General features: G+C 61.7%; 16 protein-coding genes and 1 pseudogene. 2 read left to right on the top strand and 15 right to left on the bottom strand.

Annotated elements, in window-relative coordinates; genetic code table 11:
- Positions 1-88: 88 nt before the first annotated feature.
- Complete coding sequence (locus tag Q3Y64_RS13725) at positions 89-2026, bottom strand: Ig-like domain-containing protein (protein WP_303562647.1); 1938 nt, start codon at positions 2024-2026, stop codon at positions 89-91.
- A gap of 253 nt (positions 2027-2279) precedes the next feature.
- Positions 2280-3740, bottom strand: a pseudogene (locus Q3Y64_RS13720) (NAD-dependent succinate-semialdehyde dehydrogenase).
- Positions 3741-3968: 228 nt separating this feature from the next.
- On the opposite strand from Q3Y64_RS13720, the gene Q3Y64_RS13715 reads away from it, so the two are divergent.
- Together Q3Y64_RS13715 and Q3Y64_RS13710 are read left to right on the top strand one after the other, a co-directional pair.
- A complete protein-coding gene (locus tag Q3Y64_RS13715; protein ID WP_303562645.1) occupies positions 3969-5882 on the top strand; it encodes a GGDEF domain-containing protein in 1914 nt (637 codons plus the stop codon).
- A gap of 194 nt (positions 5883-6076) precedes the next feature.
- Positions 6077-7336, top strand: a complete 1260-nt coding sequence (locus Q3Y64_RS13710; RefSeq protein WP_303562643.1) for an OFA family MFS transporter — start codon at positions 6077-6079, stop codon at positions 7334-7336.
- Between the two features lie 72 nt (positions 7337-7408).
- On the opposite strand, the gene Q3Y64_RS13705 is transcribed toward Q3Y64_RS13710, so the two are convergent.
- From Q3Y64_RS13705 to Q3Y64_RS13645, 13 genes are all read right to left on the bottom strand, one after another.
- Positions 7409-8446: a chemotaxis response regulator protein-glutamate methylesterase gene (locus Q3Y64_RS13705; RefSeq protein ID WP_101944322.1), complete on the bottom strand. Its 1038-nt coding sequence runs from the start codon at positions 8444-8446 to the stop codon at positions 7409-7411.
- A gap of 20 nt (positions 8447-8466) precedes the next feature.
- Positions 8467-9060 carry a chemoreceptor glutamine deamidase CheD gene (cheD, locus tag Q3Y64_RS13700; protein WP_101944377.1) on the bottom strand — a complete coding sequence of 198 codons (594 nt, stop codon included), beginning with the start codon at positions 9058-9060 and terminating at the stop codon, positions 8467-8469.
- Positions 9053-9919 carry a protein-glutamate O-methyltransferase CheR gene (locus Q3Y64_RS13695; RefSeq protein WP_303562640.1) on the bottom strand — a complete coding sequence of 289 codons (867 nt, stop codon included), beginning with the start codon at positions 9917-9919 and terminating at the stop codon, positions 9053-9055. The genes cheD and Q3Y64_RS13695 overlap by 8 nt, the downstream gene beginning before the upstream one ends.
- A gap of 82 nt (positions 9920-10001) precedes the next feature.
- On the bottom strand, positions 10002-13235 hold the full coding sequence (locus Q3Y64_RS13690) for a methyl-accepting chemotaxis protein (RefSeq protein WP_303562638.1): 3234 nt from the start codon (positions 13233-13235) through the stop codon (positions 10002-10004).
- 54 nt (positions 13236-13289) lie between these two features.
- Positions 13290-13763 (bottom strand): chemotaxis protein CheW, encoded by a 474-nt coding sequence (locus tag Q3Y64_RS13685; protein WP_101944320.1) that lies wholly within the window; start codon positions 13761-13763, stop codon positions 13290-13292.
- A 19-nt stretch (positions 13764-13782) separates the two neighbouring features.
- A complete protein-coding gene (locus tag Q3Y64_RS13680; protein WP_303562636.1) occupies positions 13783-15660 on the bottom strand; it encodes a chemotaxis protein CheA in 1878 nt (625 codons plus the stop codon).
- A 22-nt stretch (positions 15661-15682) separates the two neighbouring features.
- Positions 15683-16048 (bottom strand): response regulator, encoded by a 366-nt coding sequence (locus Q3Y64_RS13675; RefSeq protein ID WP_101944318.1) that lies wholly within the window; start codon positions 16046-16048, stop codon positions 15683-15685.
- Between the two features lie 119 nt (positions 16049-16167).
- The gene (locus tag Q3Y64_RS13670; protein ID WP_303562634.1) at positions 16168-17898 is read right to left on the bottom strand and encodes a fused response regulator/phosphatase; all 1731 of its coding nucleotides are present in this window, start codon (positions 17896-17898) and stop codon (positions 16168-16170) included.
- 170 nt (positions 17899-18068) lie between these two features.
- Positions 18069-19259, bottom strand: coding sequence for a methyl-accepting chemotaxis protein (locus Q3Y64_RS13665; RefSeq protein WP_303562632.1), 1191 nt, complete (start codon positions 19257-19259; stop codon positions 18069-18071).
- A gap of 163 nt (positions 19260-19422) precedes the next feature.
- Positions 19423-20151, bottom strand: a complete 729-nt coding sequence (locus tag Q3Y64_RS13660; protein ID WP_101944315.1) for a DsbC family protein — start codon at positions 20149-20151, stop codon at positions 19423-19425.
- A 19-nt stretch (positions 20152-20170) separates the two neighbouring features.
- Entirely contained in the window at positions 20171-21343 is a 1173-nt protein-coding gene (locus tag Q3Y64_RS13655; RefSeq protein ID WP_303562629.1) for a UbiH/UbiF family hydroxylase, read from the bottom strand.
- Positions 21344-21406: 63 nt separating this feature from the next.
- Positions 21407-24439 (bottom strand): EAL domain-containing protein, encoded by a 3033-nt coding sequence (locus tag Q3Y64_RS13650; protein WP_303562627.1) that lies wholly within the window; start codon positions 24437-24439, stop codon positions 21407-21409.
- 236 nt (positions 24440-24675) lie between these two features.
- The gene (locus tag Q3Y64_RS13645; RefSeq protein WP_101944312.1) at positions 24676-25158 is read right to left on the bottom strand and encodes a ClpXP protease specificity-enhancing factor; all 483 of its coding nucleotides are present in this window, start codon (positions 25156-25158) and stop codon (positions 24676-24678) included.
- Between the last annotated feature and the right edge of the window lie 14 nt (positions 25159-25172).

Here is a 25172-nt window from a genome sequence, read left to right as displayed (position 1 = left end):
TCCGGCGCATTTTAGCCGGCGATGGCGAGCCTCCAAAGAAAAACGGCCGGGTTCCCCCGGCCGTGCCTGCCTGAATACCAAAGCTTGATTACGGCTCCGGGGCCCAGCCTGCGTTGCCATTCCACTGCGCAAAAACATTTTTGCGAGTAGTCAAGCCTGAGAGATCAGCCGTCGTGCTGGCAAACACCTTGCCAGTTGAAGCGTAAGTTGTAAGACGGCCACTCAGATCAAGTGCAGTGCCGCTCAGATTGGTAATGCCACTTTCGCGGTAGCCAGTAGTGCTGCTGGCTGCAAGCGGGGGCTCATTGGAAGCCAGCCAGCCGACCGTTGCGATATGGCTATCCATCTTGGTGTTGATATAGGCCACGTTATTGCAGCCATAGTTAGCGTTAGCCAACGACCCTGTCGTGGTGGCCGTGCTGCAGTAGCCACTCGAGAAATTGCTTGCCTGCCTCGACAGATAGGTTGCGCCATCCGGCACTCCGGCTTCACGGGTCAGCGAGCTGTTGAGCACAACAATGCCCGGGAAGCCATACGCCATGCGCGACTCGGTCACATATCCACCCAGTGTGGTATTGGTTGTATCAACCACCGTGCGCAGTTCGCTCTCTTCCAATAGGATGGCATACGCAGCGCCCCATACGAAGTCCACATCACCCTTGATCAACGACTGGTAGAACCATGCCCAGCCCTTGGTCTGGATCGTGTCCTGAGTGCTATAGAAGTTCATATACGTAGCAATCAGACGCCCACCAGACAGTGACCCACTGTTGAAGTAGATCGTTTCTGCCTGGTTGTTGTTGCCAATCGTAATCGTGTTGCCCTCCCAAGCGTTCTTCACATGGGTGTTCTGCAGGGTGAAGTTGGTGAGCTTGAGCAAATCAGCCCCCTCGACCAGCAGTACGGAACGACCACCGTTCAGACGCGTCCGGTTGCCACCCGTTGCAGCATAGGTCAGCGTTCCATATGCAGAAGCATTCACGCTACCACCAGTACCCGGGTTGTACTGGTCAAAGTTTTCGGAGCGCACCAGCACTCCTGCACGGCTCTCGCCCTGAATAACCAGATTATTAATATTGCGGACAAACAGTTCGCCGTCATAAGTACCGTTCTTCACCAGGATGCTCTTGGCGACGCTGATGTCGGTACAACTGCTATCGCTGCCAGCACTGCCACACTTGCTGGTGACCCAGTTGATTGCACCCTGCACGGTCCGAAAATCGGCCGTAGTACCGTCATCGTCGACCGTCACGTTACTGGATGAGGTCGGCGCAGTACGTGTGGTGAAGCTCCATGTTGTCTTGTCTGAAATCCCGCCGAAGGCGGACCCTTTGTAGGTACCACTCAGCACACCATTCTCGATCTGCACGTAGTACGCAGTGGACGGGCTTAACACGCCATCATGGAGTCGAATTGTCGCGGTCTTGCCAGAGATTGAGACTGGGCGATAGAAGATCCAGCGCCATTGTGTCAGCGCAGTCCCCGCACCGTAGCCAAGCCTGTCGATCTCTGTATTGGCCGTCGGAATAGCCGTCTGGGTGTTGTTGGCGGTCAGCGTAGCTGCGGTGTATTGAGGGGCAATAGTGCTACCGGTAGAAAACACGTTCAGACTAATCGTATCCACCAGCGTGTCATCACTTGCTTTGTAGACCTTGATCAGACCGCTGCCCCCTAGCGAGGGAACGGTGTCGAAAGTGATCTGCAAGCGCGTGTCCACATGGATGGAGCTGGCGCCTGCAGCAGGCACCAGCGCAGCGCTGGAGCTGGAGCTGGAGCTGGCTGCCGTGCTGCTGGCTGCAACCGAACTAGCGGCCGTGGAACTAGCGGCGCTGGCGGCTGCAGAACTGATGGCGCTCGTAGCGCTGGCAGCTGCCGAGCTTCTGGCGCTGCTGGTGGCCGCCGAGCTGGCGCTGCTGCTTGCTGCAGTGCTGCTGGAAGAATCGCTGCTGCCACCGCCGCCGCACGCGGCCAAGCCTGCGGCCATCAGCACAGCCAGCAGGCTGCTGATATTCCTTGTTACTGCCATCTTGTATCTCCTTCACTTCCATTTTTATGGTGCGGCTGCCGCTCGTTGCCGACAAACCTGTCAGGCATGTTCTGACATGCCCACGCGGCATTTATGTGACCGCGACCATGGAAGTGTTACCGATATCAGAATTCCTTTGCAACCGGTAACAACATCAAAGACACAAAATTCTCCAAGACCTGTGACGAAATAGTCACGCCGCCGCAACGAAACCCAAAACGCTGCGTCGCAGCAAGTTCAACCTCCGGCTTACTCAGCCCTGGCCGCCAAAACACAGATACTTGAGCTCAAGGTACTCATCGAGGCCATAGCGCGAGCCTTCCCTGCCAAGACCGGACTGCTTGACGCCCCCGAAGGGCACCGCCTCATTGGTAATCAACCCGGTATTGATGCCCACCATGCCGCACTCCAGCGCCTCGGCCACCCGCCAGCAGCGCGCCTGATCGCGGCTGTAAAAGTAGGCCGCCAGACCATACTCGGTGGCGTTGGCCATCTCCAGCAAGGCACGCTCGCTCTGGAAGCGGAACTATGCTGCCACCGGACCAAAGGTTTCTTCTTGCGCGATGCGCATGGCCTGGGTGACCTCGACCAGCACCGTCGGCTCGAAAAAGCCGTGCCCAAGCGCGTGACGCGTACCGCCCTGAACCAGTTGAGCTCCCTGCGCCAACGCATCAGCCACATGCACCTCAACTTTATGCACGGCGCGCTGATCGATCAGCGGCCCCAAGCTCACGCCCTCCTCCAGCCCGTTGCCCACGCGCAACTTGCGCACAGCATCGGCCAGCTTGCGAGCGAAGGTTTCATAGACGCCGTCCTGCACGTAAATGCGGTTGGCGCACACGCAGGTCTGACCACTATTACGAAACTTGGACGCGATGCAGCCCTCCACGGCGGCGTCCAGATCGGCATCCTCGAACACGATGAACGGTGCATTGCCGCCCAGCTCCAGCGACACGCGCTTGACCGTATTCGCACACTGGGCGAGCAGCTTGCGCCCGACAGCGGTCGAGCCGGTAAAACTCAGCTTGGCCACTTGCGGGCTGGCGGTGAGGGCTTCGCCAATGGCCGCAGCATCGCCGGTCACGACATTCAGCACTCCGGCCGGCACGCCGGCCTCGACGGCCAGCGCGGCTAGTGCCAGGGCCGAGAAAGGCGTTTGCGGCGCGGGCTTGAGGACCACAGCACAGCCCGCCGCAAGCGCTGGTGCCGCCTTGCGCGTGATCATCGCATTCGGGAAGTTCCAGGGCGTGATTGCCGCCACCACGCCCACAGGCTGACGGATCACCACCAGACGCTTGTCCGCCTGCGGTGAGGGAATCACATCGCCATAGCTGCGCTTGGCCTCTTCGGCAAACCACTCGATGAAACTTGCACCATAGGCAATCTCACCCCGGGCCTCGGCTAGCGGACGGCCTTGCTCAAGGGTAAGCAGGCGAGCCAAGTCCTCCTGGTGCTGCAGGACCAGTTCGAACCAGCGCCGCAGCACGCGCGCGCGCTCGTGGCCCGTTCGCCTGGCCCAGGCCTTCTGGGCTTCGACGGCAGCCGCGATGGCACGCCGCGCTTCCTCGGCGCCCATGTGCGGCACGTGCCCCAGCAAATCGCCGCTGGCCGGGTTGTAAATCGGCTGCAGCATGCCCGAATCCGCCTGACACCAAAGGCCACCAATCAGGGCTTGCTGGCGGAACAGAAAAGGCTTTGACAGCGACAAGGGCATGGAGACTCCCGAAGAGTGCGGAACAGGCTAAGTTCTGGGCTACAACCGGCTGCGAGGCAGCTGACCGAAGTGTAGCCTCGCAAGGCGCAACGCAAACAAACGGCAACCCGGTGTGACAGACTGCCAAGCGCATTTTTAACAGTTTTGTTATTTTCTCAATTCAAGATCAGGCTCGATATCTGTGCAGGCCGCCGCCGGCATTCAGGGCTTATCCACACGAGACACGCCATGCTCCATTTCCGCAGCTTTGCCCTGCCTGCAGTTGCCAGTCTGCTCACTCTGGTGTTTACCGGCTTTGCCTGGCACCAGCTGCACGGCGACTATCTGGCCCGCCGCGAAGCCACGTTCAGCCATCTTGCCAATGAAACGCAAAGCCTGCTCCAGCAGCAGCTTGATCGGAGCGCCCACCTGCTGCGCAGCGCCCAGGCCCACTACGCCAGCGGCAACGGCAACACCCTGGCAAGCTTTCTCGCCCCGCAACTGCCAACAGCCGGCCTCAACGGGCTCGAGAGCCTCAGCATCAGCCCGCTGGTGACCCTTGAGCAGCGTGACAATTTTCTCATCAGCCAGCGCCAGAAAACCGGCAGCAGTTTCGATATCAGCCCCGCCGGCGAGCGCCCGCTCTACGCCCCGGTCAGCCTCGCCCTAAACGCTCAGGGCGCCCGTCTCACACAGCTCGGCCAGGATCTGTTTGCCGACCCTGAGCAGCAACGCATCCTGACCCTAGCCCGCGATGCCGGCAGCCCCAGCCTCTCGGGGAACCTCACCCTCCGGGCGGACGGCAGCGAGTTCAAGCCCGGCTTCATCATCGCCAGCCCCCTATTTACTCCGGGCGAGCCTGCGCTCAGCGTTGCGGAGCGCCGCACCCATCTGCAGGCCTGGCTGGTCGCAGCCTTCTCGATGCGCGAATGGCTGCATGAAACGCTTGGCCAGAAGGCCGACGATCTCGAACTGCTGATCACCGACGGAGCTCAGGACAGTGCCGAAACCCGCCTCTCCCCAGCCTCCGGCAGCAGCGCTCCGGTAGCTGTCGCTCCGGATCTGAGCTACAGCGGCGAACTGCGCCTTGGCGAGCGTATCTGGCCGCTGCACATCCACGCCCTGCCCGCCTTCAACAGCCATATCGGGGGTGATCCAGCCAAGCCGGTTGCCTTGCTCGGCGTCGTACTGGCGGCCCTGCTGTTCTATCTCTGCATGCACTTGTCGGCGGGCAAGCGTCGCAGCAGCAATGAGGTCGAGCGCCTTCAGGACGCATTGCAGGAAGCCGAAGAACGCTGGCGCTTCGCCCTCGAAGGCTCCGGCGACGGGGTATGGGACTGGGATCTGAAGAGCGGCCAGATCAGCTTCTCGCCGCGCTGCGACGAAATCCTCGGCGTATCCGCCGGGCAAGCCGCCAAAGCCATCATCCACCCGGAGGACGAAAGTCAGGAACGCGCTGCCATGCAGGCCTGCCTGGATGGCAAGAGCAGTCAGTATCTCAGCGAGCACCGCATGCAGGGCGAAGACGGCCAGTGGCACTGGGTGGCCGCGCGCGGCATGGTCGTAGCGCGCACTTTTACCGGTGCGGCCGCACGCATGATCGGCACCATGAGCGACATCACCGAACGCAAGACGGCCAGCGAACGCCTGCAAGGCATGGCCCAGGTCGACGCGCAGACCGGCCTGCCCAATCGCACCCTGTTCTTCGATCGCCTTCAGCAGGCCCTGCGCATGGCCAAACGCAAACGCGAAACCCTCGCCCTGCTGTGCGTGGATGTGGACAACTTCAAGAGCGTGAATGAGAACTTCGGTCAGGCCGTGGGCAACAAGCTGCTGCGCGAGATTGCCGAGCGCCTCAGCAGCACCGTACGCGACTCGGACACCGTCTCCCACTTCGGCTCGGACGACTTCACCCTGCTGCTGTCCACCCTTGCCAGCGATGAGGATGCCCACCTCGTCACCCACAAACTGCACGCAGCCCTGAGCCAGGACTTCGTGATCAACAATCGCCACATCAGCATCACCGTGAGCATCGGCGCCGCCCTCTTCCCGCAGCATGCACGCAGTGCCGAAACCCTGCTCAACAGTGCCCAGCGCGCCATGCAACAAGCCCGCAAGGCGGGCGGCAATACGGTGTGCTTCAGCCTCACCGGAAAATCCTGAGCGCCGCCCAAATACCGGAGCCGGCACGCTCGCTGGCCCTGCAGCGCATCAATACGCGGCCGTTTGTTGAACAGAAATATTAATGGGCTCATTAAATTAGCTTCTGGCTAGTTTGATTGCCATCAAACTGCGGCCCACCCGCCTGGATGAGACTTTGCTCGCTGCATTTGCAGAATTCATTTCAGAGGTATCCCATGAAGAACCGGTGGCTCATCGCACTGGCCGCAGTCGGCATCCATATTTGCATCGGCTCGGCCTACTCCTGGAGCGTGTTCTCCAAACCCCTGCAAGCGGCCTTCGGCTGGAGCCTGAAGGAAGCCAACCTAACCTTTGGCATCGCGATCTTCTTCCTCGGCATGTCGGCCGCGGTGATGGGCCACTTCGTCGAGAAGCGCGGCCCGCGCGTGTCAGGCACCGTCTCCGCAATCCTCTGGGGCGTAGGCCTGCTCGGCGCCGGGGTGGCCACCAAGATCGGCAACCTGTGGCTGCTCTACCTCTGCTACGGCGTGATCGGCGGCATGGGCCTGGGCACCGGTTATGTCACACCTGTTTCGACGCTGGTGAAGTGGTTCCCGGACCGTCGCGGTCTGGCCACCGGTATGGCCATCATGGGCTTCGGTTTCGCCTCGATGATCGCTGCACCGATCATGGCCAAGCTGATCGAGAACGTGGGCGTCTCCACCACCTTCTTCATCATGGGCTCGGTGTACCTGGTCGTGATGATCGCCTCAGCCCGCTACCTTGAGCCACCGCCCAAGGACTGGAAGCCTGCTGGCTGGAGCGGCGCAGTGGCCGGCAAGAAGATCAAGGAAGATCTTTCCAACATCACCGCCAACGAAGCGGTGCGCACCAAGCCCTTCTACGGCCTGTGGATCATGATGTTCATCAACATCACCTGCGGGATCGCAGTGATCTCGGTGGCGTCGCCCCTGGCACAGGAGGTGACCGGCATGAGCGCCATCGCTGCGGGCGCAATCGTCGGCCTGATCGGCGTGTTCAACGGTCTGGGCCGTATTGGCTGGGCCTCGGCCTCCGACTATCTGGGCCGCCCGAACACCTACATCGCCTTTTTCGCCTTCCAGATCCTGGCCTTCTGGCTGCTGCCAACCCTGTCCGCCGTGCTGATCTTCCAGGTGGTGCTGTACGCGATCATGAGCTGCTACGGTGGGGGTTTCTCCACCCTGCCGGCCTACATCGGCGATCTCTTCGGCACCAAGCAAATCTCGGCCATCCACGGCTACGTGCTGACAGCCTGGGCCATGGCCGGCATGATCGGCTCGAGCTTCGCGTCCTTCCTGCGCGAGCAGACGGGCAGCTACGCCGCGATGATGCAGGTATTTGCGGGTGTCTTTGCCTTCGCCCTGATCGTGTCGATCGCGATGAAGGTCTACATCAATCGCGCCCACGCCAGGAAAGCCGCCAGCTCCGGAGCACTGGCTCCGCAGAAAGCCTGACACCGTTCAGTGCCACGGAAAGCCCGCTGCGCGCGGGCTTTCTGCTTTTCAAGCCTCCTTCCCGACACCCCATCAGCGCGCCATCGCGCCAAAGCGCGCCAGCACGTGCTCAGCAACCTTGCCTAGATCCAGCACCGCATCAGCGGCGCCGAGCTGGATGGCTTCGCGCGGCATGCCAAACACCACACAGCTGGCTTCATCCTGCGCCACCGTATAGACGCCCTTCTGCTTCAGAGCCAGCATGCCCTGGGCACCATCCTTGCCCATGCCGGTGAGCAGCACCGCTACCGCGTTGGCGCCCACATTAGGCACAGCGGAATGGAACAGCTTGTCCACCGAAGGTCGGTGCAGACTCATCGGTTCGTCGTCGTTCAGTTCGGTGAGGTAGAACGCACCGCTGCGCTTGAGTACCAGATGGCGCCCACCGGGAGCGATGTAGGCGTGGCCGGGCACGATGCGCTCACCGCTCTGCGCTTCCTTCACGGTGATCCGGCACAGACCATCCAGGCGTTTGGCAAAAGAGGCCGTGAAACCGGCCGGCATGTGCTGCACGATCACGATCGGCGGGCAGCTGGGTGGCATGTCGAGGAGCACATCCTTGATCGCCTCGGTGCCCCCAGTTGAAGCCCCAAGCAGGATCAGCTTCTCGCTGGCGCCCTTGATGCTGGAAGGCACCACCAGCGGCACATGCGGCCCGGCCGAGCGTTTGCGCACCTGGCTACGCGCCGCGGCGCGGATCTTGGCAACAATTTCCTGTGCATACTCTTCGAGGCCTTCAGCCACGCCGAGTTTGGGCTTGGTCACGAAATCAACCGCCCCCAATTCCAGCGCACGCAGCGTAACGTCGGCCCCGCGCTCGGTCAGGCTGGAGACCATCACCACCGGCATGGGGCGCAGACGCATGAGTTTTTCGAGGAACTCCAGCCCATCCATGCGCGGCATTTCCACATCCAGCGTGAGCACGTCCGGGTTCAGCTCCTTGATCCTGTCGCGCGCGATCAATGGATCGGCGGCCTGGCCAACCACCACGATATCGGCTTCGCGGGAGAGAATGGCCGTCAGAATCTGCCGCACCAGGGCAGAGTCATCGACGATGAGTACCTTGATCATGCTGTCGTATCTCCGTCGCTTCAGAACAGGTCCACGCTGCCCTCGACCTTGAGCTTGTCGAGCATGGTTTCGTATTCGAGCTCGCGCTGGGCAATCGTGTCGTTATGCAGGGCCCTGAGTTTCTTGACCAGCACCCGCCCCTCCGCCGGAAAGAAATATACCTTGCGCGGATAGATGCCAAGAATGTCGCTGGCCTGCAGGCGGATCCCTTCGTTTTCAATATAACGCATGGCAAACGAGGCATTTCGGGCTCCCACGTCGGTATGCGTCAAACCATCCAGAACATGACCCGCACCAAAGACCTTGGCTTCCAGGCGGTTACGCGCTGCGCCTGCCTTGATCAGATTGTTGATAAGAATCTCCATGGCATAGGCGCCATAACGAGCGGACTCGCTGAGCACGCCCCCCTCGTGACTGTCAGGCAGCATGAAATGATTCATGCCGCCAACATGAGCGACGCGATCATAGAGACAGACCGACACACAGGACCCAAGCACGGTAACGATGACCACCGGGCGGCCGGTCACGTAATACTCCCCGGGCAGGATCTTGATCGCTTCGATATTGAAGCGGCGATCGTGATAACGGTTAGGCGCCGAACCGTAGTCAGCCATAGCGAGCATCTTCGAGCACACGGTAGGCCGTGCGGCCGATCGACTCAAAGACCCGTCGGTCAACATGCGGACTCTCGGAGTGACCGATGAAGAGCAGGCCGCCAGGCTTGATGTACCGGGAAAGATGCTCGATCAGGGCGGCCTGGGTCGACTTGTCGAAGTAGATCAGCACATTGCGCAGGAACACCACATCAAACTTGTGACGCATTGGCCAGGATTCGGCGAGCAGATTCAGGCGTTTGAAGGCAATCATGCTGCGCAGACGCTCCACTGCCCTCACCTGGCCTGCATGCGCCCCCTGGCCCCGCTGGAAATAGTGCGCGCACAGCTTGGCGGGCAGGCTGTCGATGCGCTCGGCCGGGTAGATGCCGGCACGCCCCTTGTCGAGCACGCTGGTATCAATGTCAGTAGCCAGGATCTTCACCTCGTCGCTCGCCCGGTGCAGGTTCTGCGCAACGGTGATGGCGATGGAGTAGGCCTCTTCCCCCGTGGAAGCAGCTGCACTCCACACGCGCAGTGGACCGTGCCCGGCATGTTGGCGAAGGTGCTCAGCGAGCATCTCGAAGTGGTGTTTCTCGCGGAAGAAGGCGGTGAGGTTGGTGGTGAGCGCATTGGTGAAATGCTCCCATTCCGGTGCCTGTGGCTCATCCAGCTGATCCAGATAGTGGGCAAAGGAGCGTATGCCCAGGGCACGCAGGCGGCGCGCCAGGCGGCCGTAGACCAGATCCTGTTTGCTGGCCGACAGTGAGATACCGGCGCGCGCATAGATCAACGCGCAGACGCGCTGGAAATCCGGCTCGGTGAACGTGAATTCGCGCTCGCTGAAGAGCAGGTCTGCGGAGTTTTCGGCTGTCGTCACGCTCGTCATGCCAGCCGGCACGCCGGCCCTCCCGTTTGCATGGGCTGGCAGCGTGCCCACAGCAGGCACGCTACCGCTTCAGTCAGAACTCGCTCCAGTCGTCGTCACCCTCAGCAGTCACCGGTTTGCCGGCCGCAACCGGCGCAGCCTTGCGTGCCACAGGTACGCGCAGCGGCTTCTTGGGCTTGGGCAAAGCCGGAGCCGGACGGGCCGCGGCAGGGGCGGCTTCGGCAGCATCTGCCGCGAGCGCCACATCATCCAGGCGGAAGCGCCGAACGATCTCCAGCATGGTGGCGGCCTGGCCAGAGAGGGCTTCGGCCGAGGCCGCCGCTTCCTCAACGAGCGCCGCATTCTGCTGGGTGGTTTCATCCATCTGGATCACAGCGGTGCTGACCTGCTCGATGCCGTTGCTCTGCTCCAGGGACGCCGCCGAGATCTCGTTCATGATGTCGGTGACGCGCTTGATCGAAGTCACGACCTCTTCCATGGTCTTGCCCGCGGTCTCAACCAGACGGTTGCCGTCCTCCACCTTCTCGACCGAGTTGCTGATCAGGCCCTTGATCTCCTTGGCGGCAGCGGCTGAACGCTGTGCCAGATTCCGCACTTCGCCCGCCACCACGGCAAACCCCCGCCCCTGTTCGCCGGCCCGTGCCGCTTCAACCGCCGCGTTGAGCGCAAGAATATTGGTCTGGAAGGCGATGCCGTCGATCACACCGATGATGTCCACGATCTTGCGCGCGCTCTCGTTGATCTCGCCCATGGTGGTCACCACGCGGCCCACTACATCCCCCCCCCGGCTGGCGACTTCGGATGCCCCCTCGGCCAGCTTGTTGGCCTGGCGGGCGTTCTGCGCATTCTGCTTCACGGTGGAGGTGAGCTCCTCCATGCTCGAAGCGGTTTCCTCCAGCGAGGCGGCCTGCTCTTCGGTGCGGGAAGAGAGGTCCGTATTGCCGCTCGCGATCTCGCCAGCTGCGGTATGGATGGTTTCCGAGGCCTCGCGGATATGCCGCAGCATCTGCTCGAGGCTGCGCACGGTTTCGTTGGTGTAGTTCTTCAGGTCCGCAAAAGTCCCCTGATAGTCGGCACTGATCTTCTCGGTGAGATCACCTTTGGCCAGCGCACCAAGCACGCGAGCGATATCCCGGAGGCCGGCATCCGAAGTGGCCACAACCTTGTTGATCCCCTCCGCCAGCACCTTGAAGAAGCCCTGCTTGTTGCCCTCATCGATCCGCCGCGAGAAGTCACCGGCAGCGGCGGCAGAAACGATGTCGCTGACCTCCTGCTCCACCGCCACTTCAACCGTGCGATCCACCCATTCCACCACGCTGCCCAGACGCTCACCGCGCTCGTTGATGACCGGGTTGGCAGTGAGCAGGAAAGTTCGCCCGCCAATCTTGGCCGTGGCCTGGTAAGTACTTGTAAAGGTAGCCAGGAGGCGCGCTTGGTGCTCCGGGTTCTTGTGGAACACATCGATCCTCTTGCCCTGCAGATGGTCAACATCAAACTGTGGCAGATCTTTGCGAATGTCATTCTGTGCCGCACGCATCATCGTCTGCACCGAAGGATTCATGTAGATGATGTTGCGATCGTTGTCGGCGATCATCACATTGGTCGCCACACTGTCGAGGCCGATCTTCAGGCGCAGGGATTCCTCGGCACGCTCGCGGGCGTCATTCAGATCGAAACCCAGCTTGGTCTGCATGGACTTGAGTCCATGCATGAGCTGGCCGATCTCGTCCTGGGTGCCGGCCTGAACCTGGCCTTTGAAGTTGCCGCCAGAAATCTCACGAAAACGTTCGATCGCGAGCTGAAGCGCGCTGCAAGTGTTGCGTACAAACCAGAAGGCGATAACTACGCCCACCAGAAAGATACCGAGCGTGAGGCCAATCAACCTCAAGGCGTCGCGTTGCAGGCGCGCCGAGCGCGCCACCAGCAATTCGTCCAGCGTCGCCGTAGCCTTGTCGTAGAAACCAAACGTAGCATCCACGGCTTGTGTGCCCGCAGCAAAGAAATCCGGTCCGTTAATCTCTGGTTTGGCGGGCCCGATCAGCTTCTGCTCGGAAAGCGTCAAGAAGCGCGTAGAACTCTCACTGATCGCGGCGACCAGCTGCCCGAAACCCGAATGGAGTGAGGGCGTATCACGCACAGCCTGGGCCATGGAATGCTCAAGCTCTTCGATATGCTGCTCGGCTGAGCTCAGCTGCCGGATCAAGATGTTCCGGGTATCCGAATCCAGCGCGCCGCGTGCCAGTGCCTGAGCCCCTTGCCCCCGCGCAAACGCAAAATGCTCAGCCGCATCCATGGCATTGAGTACAGCTGCATTCATGACATGGAAAGTGGTGGCATCCGAGTCCAGCTCCAGATTGGAGTCATTGGAAACTTTGCTCATCAGCTCAAGCAATTTCTCGATCAGTGCCGTATGGCGCGTAAAGCTCTGCTCAGCGCTCAACTTGCTGCTATCCGCAAGCAAGCTCGTCCAGTCCGCGCGCAAGGCGGGCCAGGCTTCACTGGCGCCCAACTGTGGCCGCTCTCGCACCTGCTCATCAAGGGCGTTGATCTGCGCCGCAAGTCGTGTCTCCACAGCGGTCAGTTGGCGTCGGGCATCGGCATTGCCGGCAATCGCCAGGCCATTTAGGCCGCGGTGTTTCTGCAGCTCGGGCAGCACCTGACGCAACTCACCATGCAGCGCAAGGCCCGCCCGCTCAAGATGAATGACATCAATCCCCTCCTTGAGATTCATGCCCAGCAAGCCAAGCGCCATCAGCAACGGAACGAAGAGCAGCAGGCCGATCAGGGCAAACTTGGTCCGCAACTGCACGCCTTCATGCAAACTGCGCACGAAATTCAAGCGCTGCCACAGGCCGGTCTTGACGACCCGGCCTTCGCGGATCGCCACATTTCTGGCCCGCCCCTCGCGCATCGCGCGATACAGCACATCAGCCTCTTCCACACGCTGGCGCGAGGGTTTGACGCGCACCGAGAGATAACCCACCACTTGCCCGCTCTCAAAAACCGGCGTGGCATTGGCCTCGACCCAATAGAAGTCACCATTCTTGCAACGGTTCTTGACCAGCCCCACCCAGGGCTTGCCAGCCTTGAGCGTTTTCCAGAAGTCTTCAAAGGCTGCCGGCGGCATGTCCGGGTGACGCACCATGTTGTGCGGTTTGCCGATCAGCTCCTCTTCGGTGAAGCCGGAGATTTTGATGAAATCCCGGTTCACAAAAGTGATATGGCCTTTGAGGTCCGTTTTCGAAACGATGAGCGTGTCATCCTCGTACTGGACTTCGTGATCGGTGACTGGCAGGTTCACTTTCATGGTGCGGCCCTCGGGTCTGTCTCTAGATACGTGGGAAAGGGGTCGGGTATAGCGTCAGGCAACAGCCGCTTCGACCAGGCCCATCTCGGGGCTGGCCATGAGCGTTTCGATATCCAGCAGAATGATCATGCGTTCGCCCACCGAAGCCAGCCCAGTGAGGTATTCGGTGGCCACAACGGCGGCCATTGGCGGTACCGGCCGGATATCGGCGGCGGGCAGATTCATCACCTCGGACACGCCATCCACCACCATGCCCACCACCCGCCCACCGGCAAGATTGAGCACGATGACCACGGTGAACTCGTTGTAGCTGGGTTCTCCAAGCTCGAACTTGATGCGCATGTCCACCACCGGCACGATGGTGCCGCGCAGATTGATTACACCCTTGATGAAGGGGGGCGCATTCACGATCGAGGTGACGGCGTCGTAACCCCGGATCTCCTGGACCTTGAGGATGTCGACCGCGTATTCCTCGGTGCCCAGCGAGAAGCTGAGGTATTCGACGGCGCTACTGACAGGTGCATTCATGCCGGCTCCTTGCTGCGTTTCAGGCGGCCTGCGCCGTATGGCTGGCGTGGACGATATCGGCCACATCAAGGATCAGGGCCACACGCCCATCGCCCATCACGGTGGCTCCGGAAACTCCCGGCACGCGCCGGTAATTCGACTCGAGGCTCTTGATCACCACCTGGTGCTGGCCCAGCAGATCGTCCACCTGCAGGGCGGCCTTGTGCTCACCGGCCTGCACCAGCAGCAGGATGCGGGTAGCGGGGTCATGCACACCGCGTAGCCCCAGCACATCGAAAAGCGGGATCAGGGGCAGGTAATCGCCACGCACATGCACCACCTCGCCCTTGCCGGCCACGCGGCGAATATCGCCCGGCCCCGGCTGAAGGGATTCGAGGATGTAAGTGAGCGGGATGATGAACACCTCCTGCCCCACCGCCACCGACATGCCATCGAGGATGGCCAGGGTGAGGGGCAGGCGGATGATGAAGCTGGCGCCCTGGCCGGCCACCGAGCTGATCTCGATGCGCCCCCCAAGATCGGCGATGTTGCGCTTGACCACATCCATCCCGACGCCACGCCCGGAAACGTCCGTGACCTCAGCTGCGGTGGAGAAGCCGGGGGCGAAAATCATCTGCCAGACATCGGCATCGGCCATCGCCTCATTCACCGGCAAACCGTTTTCCAGCGCCTTGGCGAGGATGCGCTCACGGTTGAGGCCAGCACCATCATCGCTGACCTCGACCACGATATTGCCCCCCTGTTGCGAGGCGCGCAGCACTACCGTGCCGCGCTCCGGCTTGCCGGCCGCGCGGCGCTTTTCGGGAGACTCGATGCCGTGATCAATGCTGTTGCGTACCAGATGGGTGAGCGGATCGACGAGCTTCTCGATCAGACCACGATCAAGTTCGGTACCTTCGCCCTGGATCACGAGTTCGACCCCCTTACCCAGCTTGTGCGAAAGATCGCGCACCACGCGCGGAAAACGGTTGAACACGAAGCTGATCGGTAGCATGCGAATCGACATGACGGCCTCCTGCAGATCGCGCGTGTTGCGCTCAAGCAGGTTCAGTGAATTCTGCAGACGCTCAGCGACCGGGCCGTCAACATGCTGGCCGGTTTCGGCCAGCATGGCCTGGGTGATGACCAGCTCGCCAACCAGATTGATGAGCTGATCGACTCGCTCCACACTGACCCGAATCGAAGCGGCATCAGGCGCCGGCTTGCCGGCCTCGCGCGCAGGTGCGGCCGCCTTGACCGCTTCGGCAGGTGCTACGACCGCCGTCAGCGGCTTTTCCGGCATGGGTTCAAAGAAGCCAAAGCCTTCATCCACAGCAGTTGGAGCGGGAGCGGCGTCTAGCGGGGCAAACAGGCCGAAGCCGTCAATGGCGTCCTCTACCAGCCCCGGGGCGGGCGGGGAGACAAAGAAACCGAAGCCCTCATCGGCCGCAGTGAGCGGCGCAGCAAACAGCCCGAAAGAGCCGTCGTCGCTCTCCAGCGCAGTAGCAGGGGGAGTGGCCGTCGCACACGCTCCTGTTCCGAGCTGCTCAAAACGCTGCAGCATGCTCTGATATTCGGCCTCGTCCGGCTCGCAACTGTCGCGGCAGCACTGCAGCAGCAGGCGCAGGTAGTCCACGGCCTGCAGCAACTCGTCAGCAATGGCCTCAGTCATCCTTACCTTGCCGGAGCGGATCAGATCCAGATGGGATTCAAGAACGTGGGTCAGGCCGGAGAGGCGGGTAAAGCCGAAAATGCCGGCGCCGCCCTTGATGGAATGGGCTGCGCGGAAAACACTGTCGAGCTCATCCGCGGTGGGGGCTGCCGTGTCCATGTGCAGGAGCAGGCGCTCCATGTCCGCCAGATGGTCGGTAGCCTCCTCGAAGAAGGTCTGGAAAAACTGGGCAAGATCGATGGACATGGGCGGGGCCTCGCCGCAGCGCTCAGACCAGCACCTTGGAGACGACCTGAAGCAGCTTCTGCGGGTCAAACGGCTTCACCAGCCAGCCCGTAGCCCCCGCCTCACGGCCCTTGTTTTTCATGTCGTCGCCGGCCTCGGTGGTCAGCATCAGGATCGGTGTGCTCTTGTAGCTGGGCAGGCCGCGCAGACTGCGGATCAGCGTCAGACCATCCATGACCGGCATGTTCTGATCAGTAAACACCAGATCAAAACCCTTCACTTTGGCTTTTTCCAGTGCGGCCTGACCATCACCAGCCTCTTCCGTCTCGAAGCCTGCGCTCTTGAGCGTGAAGCTCACCATCTGGCGGATCGACACAGAGTCATCCACGATCAGGATTTTCTTGCCCATCGAAATCTCCCTGGCAGCATGTATTACGGCTCGTCAGGGCTTTAACGGTGGCAGTGCGCTCTTTTGAAATGGCATAAAGGGCAGCGGATAGCAGACTTCTGCCTCAGAAAACCCCGCACTCAGAGCTCGTACTCGGCCTCTGCACGGTTTCCAATCCCGAGATAGCGGACCTTCCGACACAAGGTCCGCAGCAGCTTCAGACCCCGTCCAGCCTGCTCCAGACTGAGCGACATCAAGCCTCCGGCGCCCTGATTGGCCTCGTTCAGGGTTTGCAGTACATCGCAGCGCGCGCACACCCCGTGGCAAAACCCCCGCCCGGAATCCTCGATCAACACCCTAATCACCCCCCGCCCATCTTCCTTGCGGTAGTCCAGCCGCACGTCGACAAAGCCTTCCACCAGCTCATCGAGTTTCTGCTGGCGCAGCAGGTAGTAATCCATAAAGCCCTCGGCGGTATTCTTCAAGCATGCGTTCAAACTCAATACGCCGTGCTCCAGCGCGTTGTTGAAGAGCTCAGTGACCACCACGTAGAGTTGCTGGCGATGATGTGCGGAGATCCCAAAGGCGGTGAGCTGCCCCATCACTAGCGGCACTGGGTCAATCCTTGCCAGGTTGGCACCTTCCAGGCGCAGACTCCAGTTCCAGGCGTTAGCAGGCAACTCGCATACGGCCTGCCCATCATCATCAATCCGTGCGCAGGCAAACAGAGCCTTTTCGCAAGGGATAGCCACCAAGCTGATGTCGTCCTGCTGCTCGGTACCGGCCACAAAGTCTGTCAGCGTGGCGCGCACGCTGTTGAATGCCTCGCTTGGCGAGCAAGCGTCCAGAACGCCTTCCAAACGTTCCTCACCAAACGGCTCACCGGCGGCATTGCAGGCTTCGGTTACGCCATCGCTGCATAACAGGAAGACATCGCCGGAAGCCAGCAGCAGAAGCTCGGGCTCACAGCCGGGAATGAATCCGGCAAGGGCTGCAAGTGGTGGATGCTGCGAGGCAATCTGGCGACGCGAGCCATCGGTGCGGCACAGATAGAGATCCGGCAAGCCGCTGTTCCATACCATCGCCGTCTGCAGATCCGCTTCGATACGCAGTGCTGCCGCAGCGAGAAACATGCCTGTAGGCAACAGACGATGCAAACTCAAGTTGATCTCGGCGAGCACCTCACTCAGCGAGAAGCCTTTGGCTGTCATGGTGCGAAAGGTCTCCGCTGCGGGCAGCGCGCCCAGCGCGGCGGCTAGGCCATGGCCGGTGAAATCCCCCATCAACACGGAGAGTCCGCCAGCAGGCGTATACGCGCTGATGAAAAGATCTCCGTTGAAAGTACTGGCAGACTTCAGCCAGCTCTGGATTGGCGGACTCGCCACATTGCGCGCCATCACAGCCCCACTGAGGATACGTTCGGCTATTTGCTGCTCGTACTGCATGCGCGCATGCAGATCCGCTAGTTCCGCACGCTGCAGGCGCCCACTCTCATAGAGATCCCGAATTCGTTCTATGGCCGCTATCTTGGATTTCAGGATCGAGAAATTGACGGGTTTGGAGAGGAAGTCATCGCCACCGGCGGCCACGCATTCAGCCAGCGCCTCCTCCTCAGACAAACCAGTGAGAAAGATGATCGGCACGAAACGCTCACCGGCGCTACGCTTCATCGCACGCGCCACTTCGTAGCCGTAAAAGTCCGGCAGGATTACGTCGAGAAATACGATATCCGGAGCCTCAAGCGCGAACTGCTCAAGCGCCTCCTTGCCATCTGCCGCCGTCACCACCCGATAGTGCTCGCGTTCAAGCCTGGCCTTGAGGATCAAACGCCCGGTCGACTCGTCATCCACGACCAACGCAGTATTACGCACGGATGCCACAAGCTCCGGCATACCTCAGCCCTCGCAGCGACACAACGGCATCTCCCGCGCGCGGCAGCAGGCGAACGAACACACGCCGGGTATGAAGCGCGTGACAGGCCTGTTTTCCAGTCCGCCTCCAGAGGTAAATCCCATGTGCGTGAGCCTCCCTGCAAAGGTGATCAGAAAAGCTGCACGCTGCCAGCATCCATCGAAGTCTGGCTGACGATGCCACGCCCGACCTTTTCACCGTGCGTTTCGCGAAAACGCTGCATCAGTACCAGCAGCTCCTCCGGGTCTGCAGACTGTGCAGCCGCCTGCTGCAATTCGCTGGCCAGCTGGCGCAACAATTCGCCCCTCAGGCGAGCGTCATCGAGGGCCTGGCGGACGATGTCCTCGAACTGCAGGGAGCGGATCGAATCCCCCACCGCCTGCTCGATGTGCTGAGCCACACCGCCCATATCAGCAGCGTGATCGGTAAATTCGTGATTGATTTTCTCGACGCTATTGAGCAAGTCCTGCACCTGTGCCTTGGCACCGATGCACTCGTTGATGTCGCGCGAGGCCATGCCGGCAACGGTTTCGCGCACCCGGTCGATGGACTCCTTGGCGCCGATCACGCGCTCACGGATGCGATCGTTGATGGTCTCGGAGATCTGCGCCAGCTTGCGCACTTCGTCGGCCACCACACCGAACCCCTTGCCGGCCTCACCTGCACGAGCCGCTTCGATGCTAGCGTTCAGCGCTAACAGATTAGTCTTCTTAGCCAAGCCCTGCACTTCATCCACGGCCGCGAAGATGGCCTCGGTCTGCTCGACCATGTCGTCGATGTTGCGCACCGTAGTAAGGCTCTGCACGCTCACCTGAACCAGCAGATCCACAAAGTCGCTCATCATCTTGCCAACATCCTGAGCAAAGTTACGCACATTCGCGCCCTTGGCTTCATCCGTGTTCTCCGCACGGTCCAGCACTGCGCGCACAATGCCTTGCTGCACGCCAGACTGCGTGGCAATCGCTTGCAGGCCACCAGTCAGCAAGGCGACTGAGTCGCGCAACAAGGCCTGGGTGCGGGCTATTTCTTCATCGATAGCGAAAAGCTCCGCACCAACCGTGCGGTTCAGCCCGCTACAAAAATCAGCCATCCCCGGTGTGCCTCTAGCTACGATTTGCGCCTCGTGCGATTCGGCGGCACGCACACTGCCGTACACCGCCAGCCAGCCAGCCACCACGGCCGCAAATATCAGCAGCACAGGCCACAGCCAGCCCGTGCCAAGGAAAAGCAACGCCAGCCCGTAGCCCAAACAGGCACCAGTCAGCAGCGTCAGCCCAGCACGCCATCGCACAGCATTCTTTACATGAAAATCTGCGGCCATGAAGCCTCCGGCAGCCCTGAGTCCAGTGTTCCGCAGGCTTAACGACGCGGGCTACAGCGAACTTTAAGGCCCTGCCCTTGGGGACGTCGGCGACACGAAGACACGTGGTCAACGCAAGAGAGGCGCCGCAGCGCCTCTCCTTGAACTCAAGAAACAGCAGGGCTTACTTCTTCACACGGGCTTCGGCTTCGCTGATCTGGCGATCCAGATCGGCCAGCTGCACGTAGCCGCCGATGCGGCTGCCATCGGCCAGGAACATGGTCGGCGTACCAGTGATGCGGTATTTGCGCGCCATTTCGGCGTTCTTCTGCACCGGGGTGTCGCACTTGGCCTCGGCGGCCATCTTGCCGTCCACCATCCAGTCGTTCCAGGCCTTGTCGCGATCCGCCGCACACCAGATGTTGCGGGCCTTGTCGCCAGAATCCGGCGACAGGATCGGAATCATGAACACGTAGATGGTGGTGTCTTTCAGCTCACGCATATCCTTGGCGAGCTTCTTGCAGTAACCGCAGTTCGGGTCTTCGAAGGTAATCAGGGTACGCTTGCCAGTCCCGCGCACCTGCTTCACCGCCTGCTTGAGCGGCAGCTCGGCAACGTTCACGCGCGACAACTCGGCCTCGCGCTCAGCGGTGATGTTCTTCTTGTTCTTCAGGTCGATCAGCTGACCGCTGACCAGAAAGGCGCCCTTGCCATCGACATAGACCAGATCGCCATTACTCAGCACCACTTCGTACAGATCGCCATAAGGCACTTTCTGCAGGCTAGTCACCGAGCCTTCCTGACGCAGGATGCCGCCCACCGCTTTGCGAACTTCAGCCTCGCCAGCCAGTACAGGCAGGCTCACGGCCAGGGTGCAGGCGGCCAGCAGGGCGCGCCGGAAGGTGTTCTTCATGTCTTCTCCAATCATTCGACTACAGTAATCCCGCCGCGTAGCGCGCCAGCGCGCTACGCAAGGGTGGAATGGCTCCGGCCAGATTCATGCCGGCATTACGCAACAGGGCCAGCGGTGCAAACGCAGGCTTGAACAGACGCTGCAGACCGTCGGTCATCTCACGCACCAGCAGGGTCTCCTCTGCGCGCGCGCGCTGATAGCGACGCAACACCGCAAGCTCCCCGCAATCACGAAAAGCCGGCAAGGCCAGCAACTGATCAGCCAACTCACGCGCATCCTGGAACCCCAGGTTGATGCCATGCCCGGACAAGGGATGCACAGCGTGCGCGGCATCACCGATCAGGGCAAGGCGCGGCGCAACAATCGCATCCAGCTTCATCAGACGCAAGGGAAAACCGGCGGGCGGTGCCAGCAACTCAAGTCGCCCGAGGCGGCCTTCGCCCGCCTGCGCCACCCGGCTGGCAAAAGCTTCCGGACTCAGCGCCAGCAACTCCTGCGCATGGGCTTCGGGAGTGGACCAGACAATCGAGATGCGGTTCCCGGGCAGCGGCAGATACGCCAGCACCCCGTCACGCCGGAACCACTGGAAGGCGGTGCCGAAATGAGGCTCTGCGCAGGTGAAGTTCGCCACCACCCCAAGCTCACCATAGGGCCGCAGCTCGGCCGGAATGGCGGCCTGGTCACGCACCCAGGAGTTCACGCCATCGGCGCCCACCACCAGACCGGCGCTGATCTCGCGTCCGTCGGCAAGACGCAGCCGGGCCACGTCGTCGTCAAAGACCAGGGATTCAGGCTGTGCCGGGCAGATCAATTCGATATTCGGCTGGCGGCGGGCGGTTTCCCACAACTCGCGCGCCATTGCGCTGCTCTCGACGATCCAGGCCAGCGCCTGCAACCCGCACTCGTAGGCCGAGAACACCAGCTGGCCGCCTGCATCCCCCGCCACGACCATACGCTCGACCGGCGCAATACGCTGTGCATCCAGATGTGCCCAGGCTCCGCAGCGCTGCAGGAACTCCACATTGGCCGGGCTGATCGCGTAGATACGCGCATCCCAGTCAGCCGGCCATTCCGGGCGCTGCCGCTCGAGCAAGCCGATGCGGTAGCGGCTGCCGCGCAGGGCACAGGCGAGGCTGGCGCCAGACAGGCCGGCGCCGACGATGAGGATGTCGAAATGGGTGGAAGCACTCATGCTGGAAACCGGCAGCCGGCCACAAGGAGCAGGGATTCTGCCACGGATCGGAGATGGCGAGACTCAGGCCAAGCGCTGGAGGGGCATGACCCTCGGGCTGCTGCCCACAAAACCGCGCTCGACCATGTCGATGAACACATCGCCGGTCACCGGCGGGCAGAAGTAGTAGCCCTGCGCCTCACGGCAGCCTTCCTGCATCAGGAACTCGACCTGCGGGCGCGATTCGGCGCCTTCCGCAATCACATCGAGCTTGAGGCTACGGCCAAGCTGAATGATCGCGCGCACGATGGCCGCATCGTCCGGGTCATCAACCATATCGCGCACAAAGCCCTGATCGATCTTGAGACGATCCACCTCAAAACGCTTGAGGTAGGACAACGAGGAGTAGCCGGTGCCAAAGTCGTCAATCGACAGGCGCACGCCGAGGCCCTTGAGGCGCTGCACGGTTTCCAGCACATCCTCGGCATGCTCCATGAGCAGGGACTCGGTCAGCTCCAGCTCGAGACATTCGGCAGGCAGGCCCGTCTCTGCCAGCGCATCACGCACATTGGCAACGATGTCGTCACGACGGAACTGCAGCGCCGAGATGTTCACCCCCACTACCACGTCGCGAATGCCGCGCGAGTACCAGCCTCGCGCCAGGCTGCAGGCCTCGCGCAGCACCCAGCGCCCGATCGGTACGATCAGGCCGGACTCCTCGGCGATCGGAATAAAGCGCCCCGGCGGCACAAAGCCCAGCGCCGCAGACTCCCAGCGCAGCAAGGCCTCGGCGCCAACGATGGCTCCACTGGCCAGATCCACCTGGGGCTGGAAGTGCAGTACCAGTTCGCGACGCTCCAGCGCGCCACGCAACTGGCTCTCCACCTGCAAGCGCTCCAGCGCATTGGCATTCATCGTCTCGGTGAAGAAGCGGTAAGTGTTCCTCCCGCTTTCCTTGGCGTGATACATGGCCGTATCGGCGTTCTTCATCAGCACATCGGCCTGGCGCCCATCATCCGGGAACACCGCGATGCCGATCGAGAATGATGTCCCCAGAACATGCCCATCGACCTCGAAAGGCTCCGCCAGACGACGCAGGATCTTCTCCGCGATCCGCGCCGGCACCTCGGCATCAGCCACCTCGGGCAACACGATGATGAACTCGTCGCCGCCCTGACGGCAGATCGTGTCGGTGTCCCGCACGCAATGCTGCAGCCGCTCAGCCACCGCCTGCAACAAGCGATCGCCGGCCAGGTGGCCGAGCGAGTCATTAATGGTCTTGAAGCGATCCAGATCCAGGAAAAGCAGCGCAGCCACACTGCCCAAGCGCTCAGCACGCACCAGCGCCTGCTCGAGACGATCCTGGAACAGGGTCCGGTTGGGCAAGGCCGTGAGCGGATCATGGTGGGCCAGGAAAGCAATCCGCGCTTCGTTGGCCTTACGCTCGGTGATATCGGAAAACACCGCCACGAAGTTGCTGATGGCATTGCTGCGATCACGCACCGCGCTGATCGACAGCCACTCCGGAAACTCGCTGCCATCGCGCCGACGCTGCCAGATCTCTCCTTGCCAGCTGCCCTTGCTGGCAGCCTCACGCCAGATCGAATCGTATTGCACCAGGCCCTGCCTGGATGACGAAAGCATCGCCGGGGTCTGCCCGGTCACCACGCTGGAGGGAAAACCGGTCAGATCGGTGAAGGCCTTGTTGACCGACAGGATGCGGCGCTGCGCATCGGTGATCATGATCGCCTCAACACTGTTGTCGAACACGGTGGCCGCCAGGCGCAATTCTTCTTCAGCACGGCGCTGCGCGGTCACATCATTAATCGTCAGCACCACCGGGTGCAGACCGGTGTGGACATCGCGTGCCAGCGGCTCGGCCTTGGCCAACATCCAGCCGCGCGTACCATCGCGGCGATCGATGCCCACCACCGCGGAAGCCGGCCTGCCAAGGTGCATGGCACGTGCGCCCGGCAACTCCTCCACCGGGCAGGGGCTGCCATCCTCACGCACGAAGCTGTAGCCCTCGGGCTCGAGCAAGGGCGGAAAACCTTCCTCCGGCATCAGGCCGTACAGGCGCCGTGCGGCCGCGTTGGCGATGATCACGCCACCACGCGCGTCACGCAGGATCACACCTTCGCGCATCGCCACCAGAATGCTGCGCAGCCGACCTTCACTCTCTCGCAACTCGCGCTCAGCGATCTTGCGCGCCGTGATGTCCTCGATCACCTCCATGAACTGACCGCTGCCGCGCCGTGAGCGCACCAGGGACATGGTGAGATTCACCCACACCATGTCACCGCTGCGCCGCAGCATGCGTTTCTCGATCGAGAATTTTTCCGCAGTGTCCAGCACCAGCGCGTCGAGCAGGCGGTCATTGGCCTCCACATCGTCAGGGTGCGTCAGCTCACGAAAATCGCGCAGCAACAACTCGCTCCCGGAGTAGCCGGTAATCTCGCAATAGCGCTGATTAACGCGCATGTAGCGGCCGGACACCGCGCACAGCCCAACCCCCACCGCAGCCTGCTCGAAGGTGCTGCGAAAGCGCGCTTCGCTGTCCTCCAGCTCAGCTTCCGACGCCTTGTGCGCGGTAATGTCGACGAAAATCCCGCGCATGCCCGTCACATGCCCCTTATGAGCCTCGATCGGAGTACGCAGGTCACGCACAAAGACCTCGCGTCCGTCAGCACGGATCAAGCGGTACTCGCACTCGCGCTGATCCGAGCGCAGCAGCATGTCGCGCAGAAAGGAGAGTGCCTGCTGGCTGTCTTCTGGGTGCAGGCGGGCACGCCAGAAACCGGATTTTTTCCAGTCCTCCAACGGAAAGCCGAGCAGACGCGCGCCAGGCGCGGAGACATAGGTGAACGCGTCCGAACCCGCGTCATACTCCCAAGCGACCACGCTGGTGCCTTCGATGATCAGGCGGAAACGCTCTTCGGAGAGCTGCAGCTCACGCGTGCGGCGCGACAGGGCTCGAAGCTGGCGTCGATAGAGCAGCGCAGCGGCGAGCAGAAAGAGGGTTGCGAAACCTGCGGCCCAGACCAACACCTTGCCTTCCGGCAAATGGAGGCCGCTCTGCGCCAGCGCCTGAGGCGCGCACAGCAGCAAGCCAAGCACCAGCAGCGCCTGCTTTCGCCTCTGCGTTGTCTGGCTCCTGTGCCGCAAGGCCCGCTCCCCGTGTGATGTTCTTGTCGACAGCGCCCCGAGCTGCCCCCTTGCCCTCCGCAAAACTCCCTTCAAGACAAGGAATTAGCGCGGGACAAAGCAGCCCGGATTGTCGCATCAAGCGCCTGGCAAGCAAGGAGGAAAGGCGAAGACAGTGGCGCGCGTACCACAGCCTGCCCGCGGGCCGGCTACTTGATACGACGCAGATGGCTGCCCTTGCTGGCGGGCGGTGGCACCGGCGGCTCATCGTCCGGCTCAGACGCGCTTGCAGCAGTGGCCGGCAGGTGCTCGACAGACTCTTCCTCCGGCGCCTCCACCACACCACCCAACTCCATGCCGGAACCACTGATGGCCCCAGGCTGAAAAGCCATGCCTTGACCGTTTTCACGGGCATAGATGGCCAGCACCTGGGAGATCGGTACGTAAATGGTTTCAACCTTGCCCGAGAAGCGAGCCTGGCAGCTCACCGCCTCAGCGTCGATGAGCAGCTTGTTGGTCGCGTAAGGCGCAATGTTGAGCACGATCTGACCGTCGCGCACGTGTTGCAGCGGCACCAGAGTCCGCTCATCCACCAGCACCACGACATAGGGCGTGAGGCTGTTGTCGACGCACCAGTCAAAGATGGCACGAATCAGATAGGACTTGGTGGAGGAAGACTGGGATGTACTCATGATGCAGGCCTTGA

The organism is Uliginosibacterium sp. 31-12 (assembly GCF_030548425.1).
In the GTDB taxonomy this organism is placed as follows: domain Bacteria; phylum Pseudomonadota; class Gammaproteobacteria; order Burkholderiales; family Rhodocyclaceae; genus Uliginosibacterium; species Uliginosibacterium aquaticum.
This window is presented reverse-complemented; position numbering and strand designations above follow the sequence as displayed.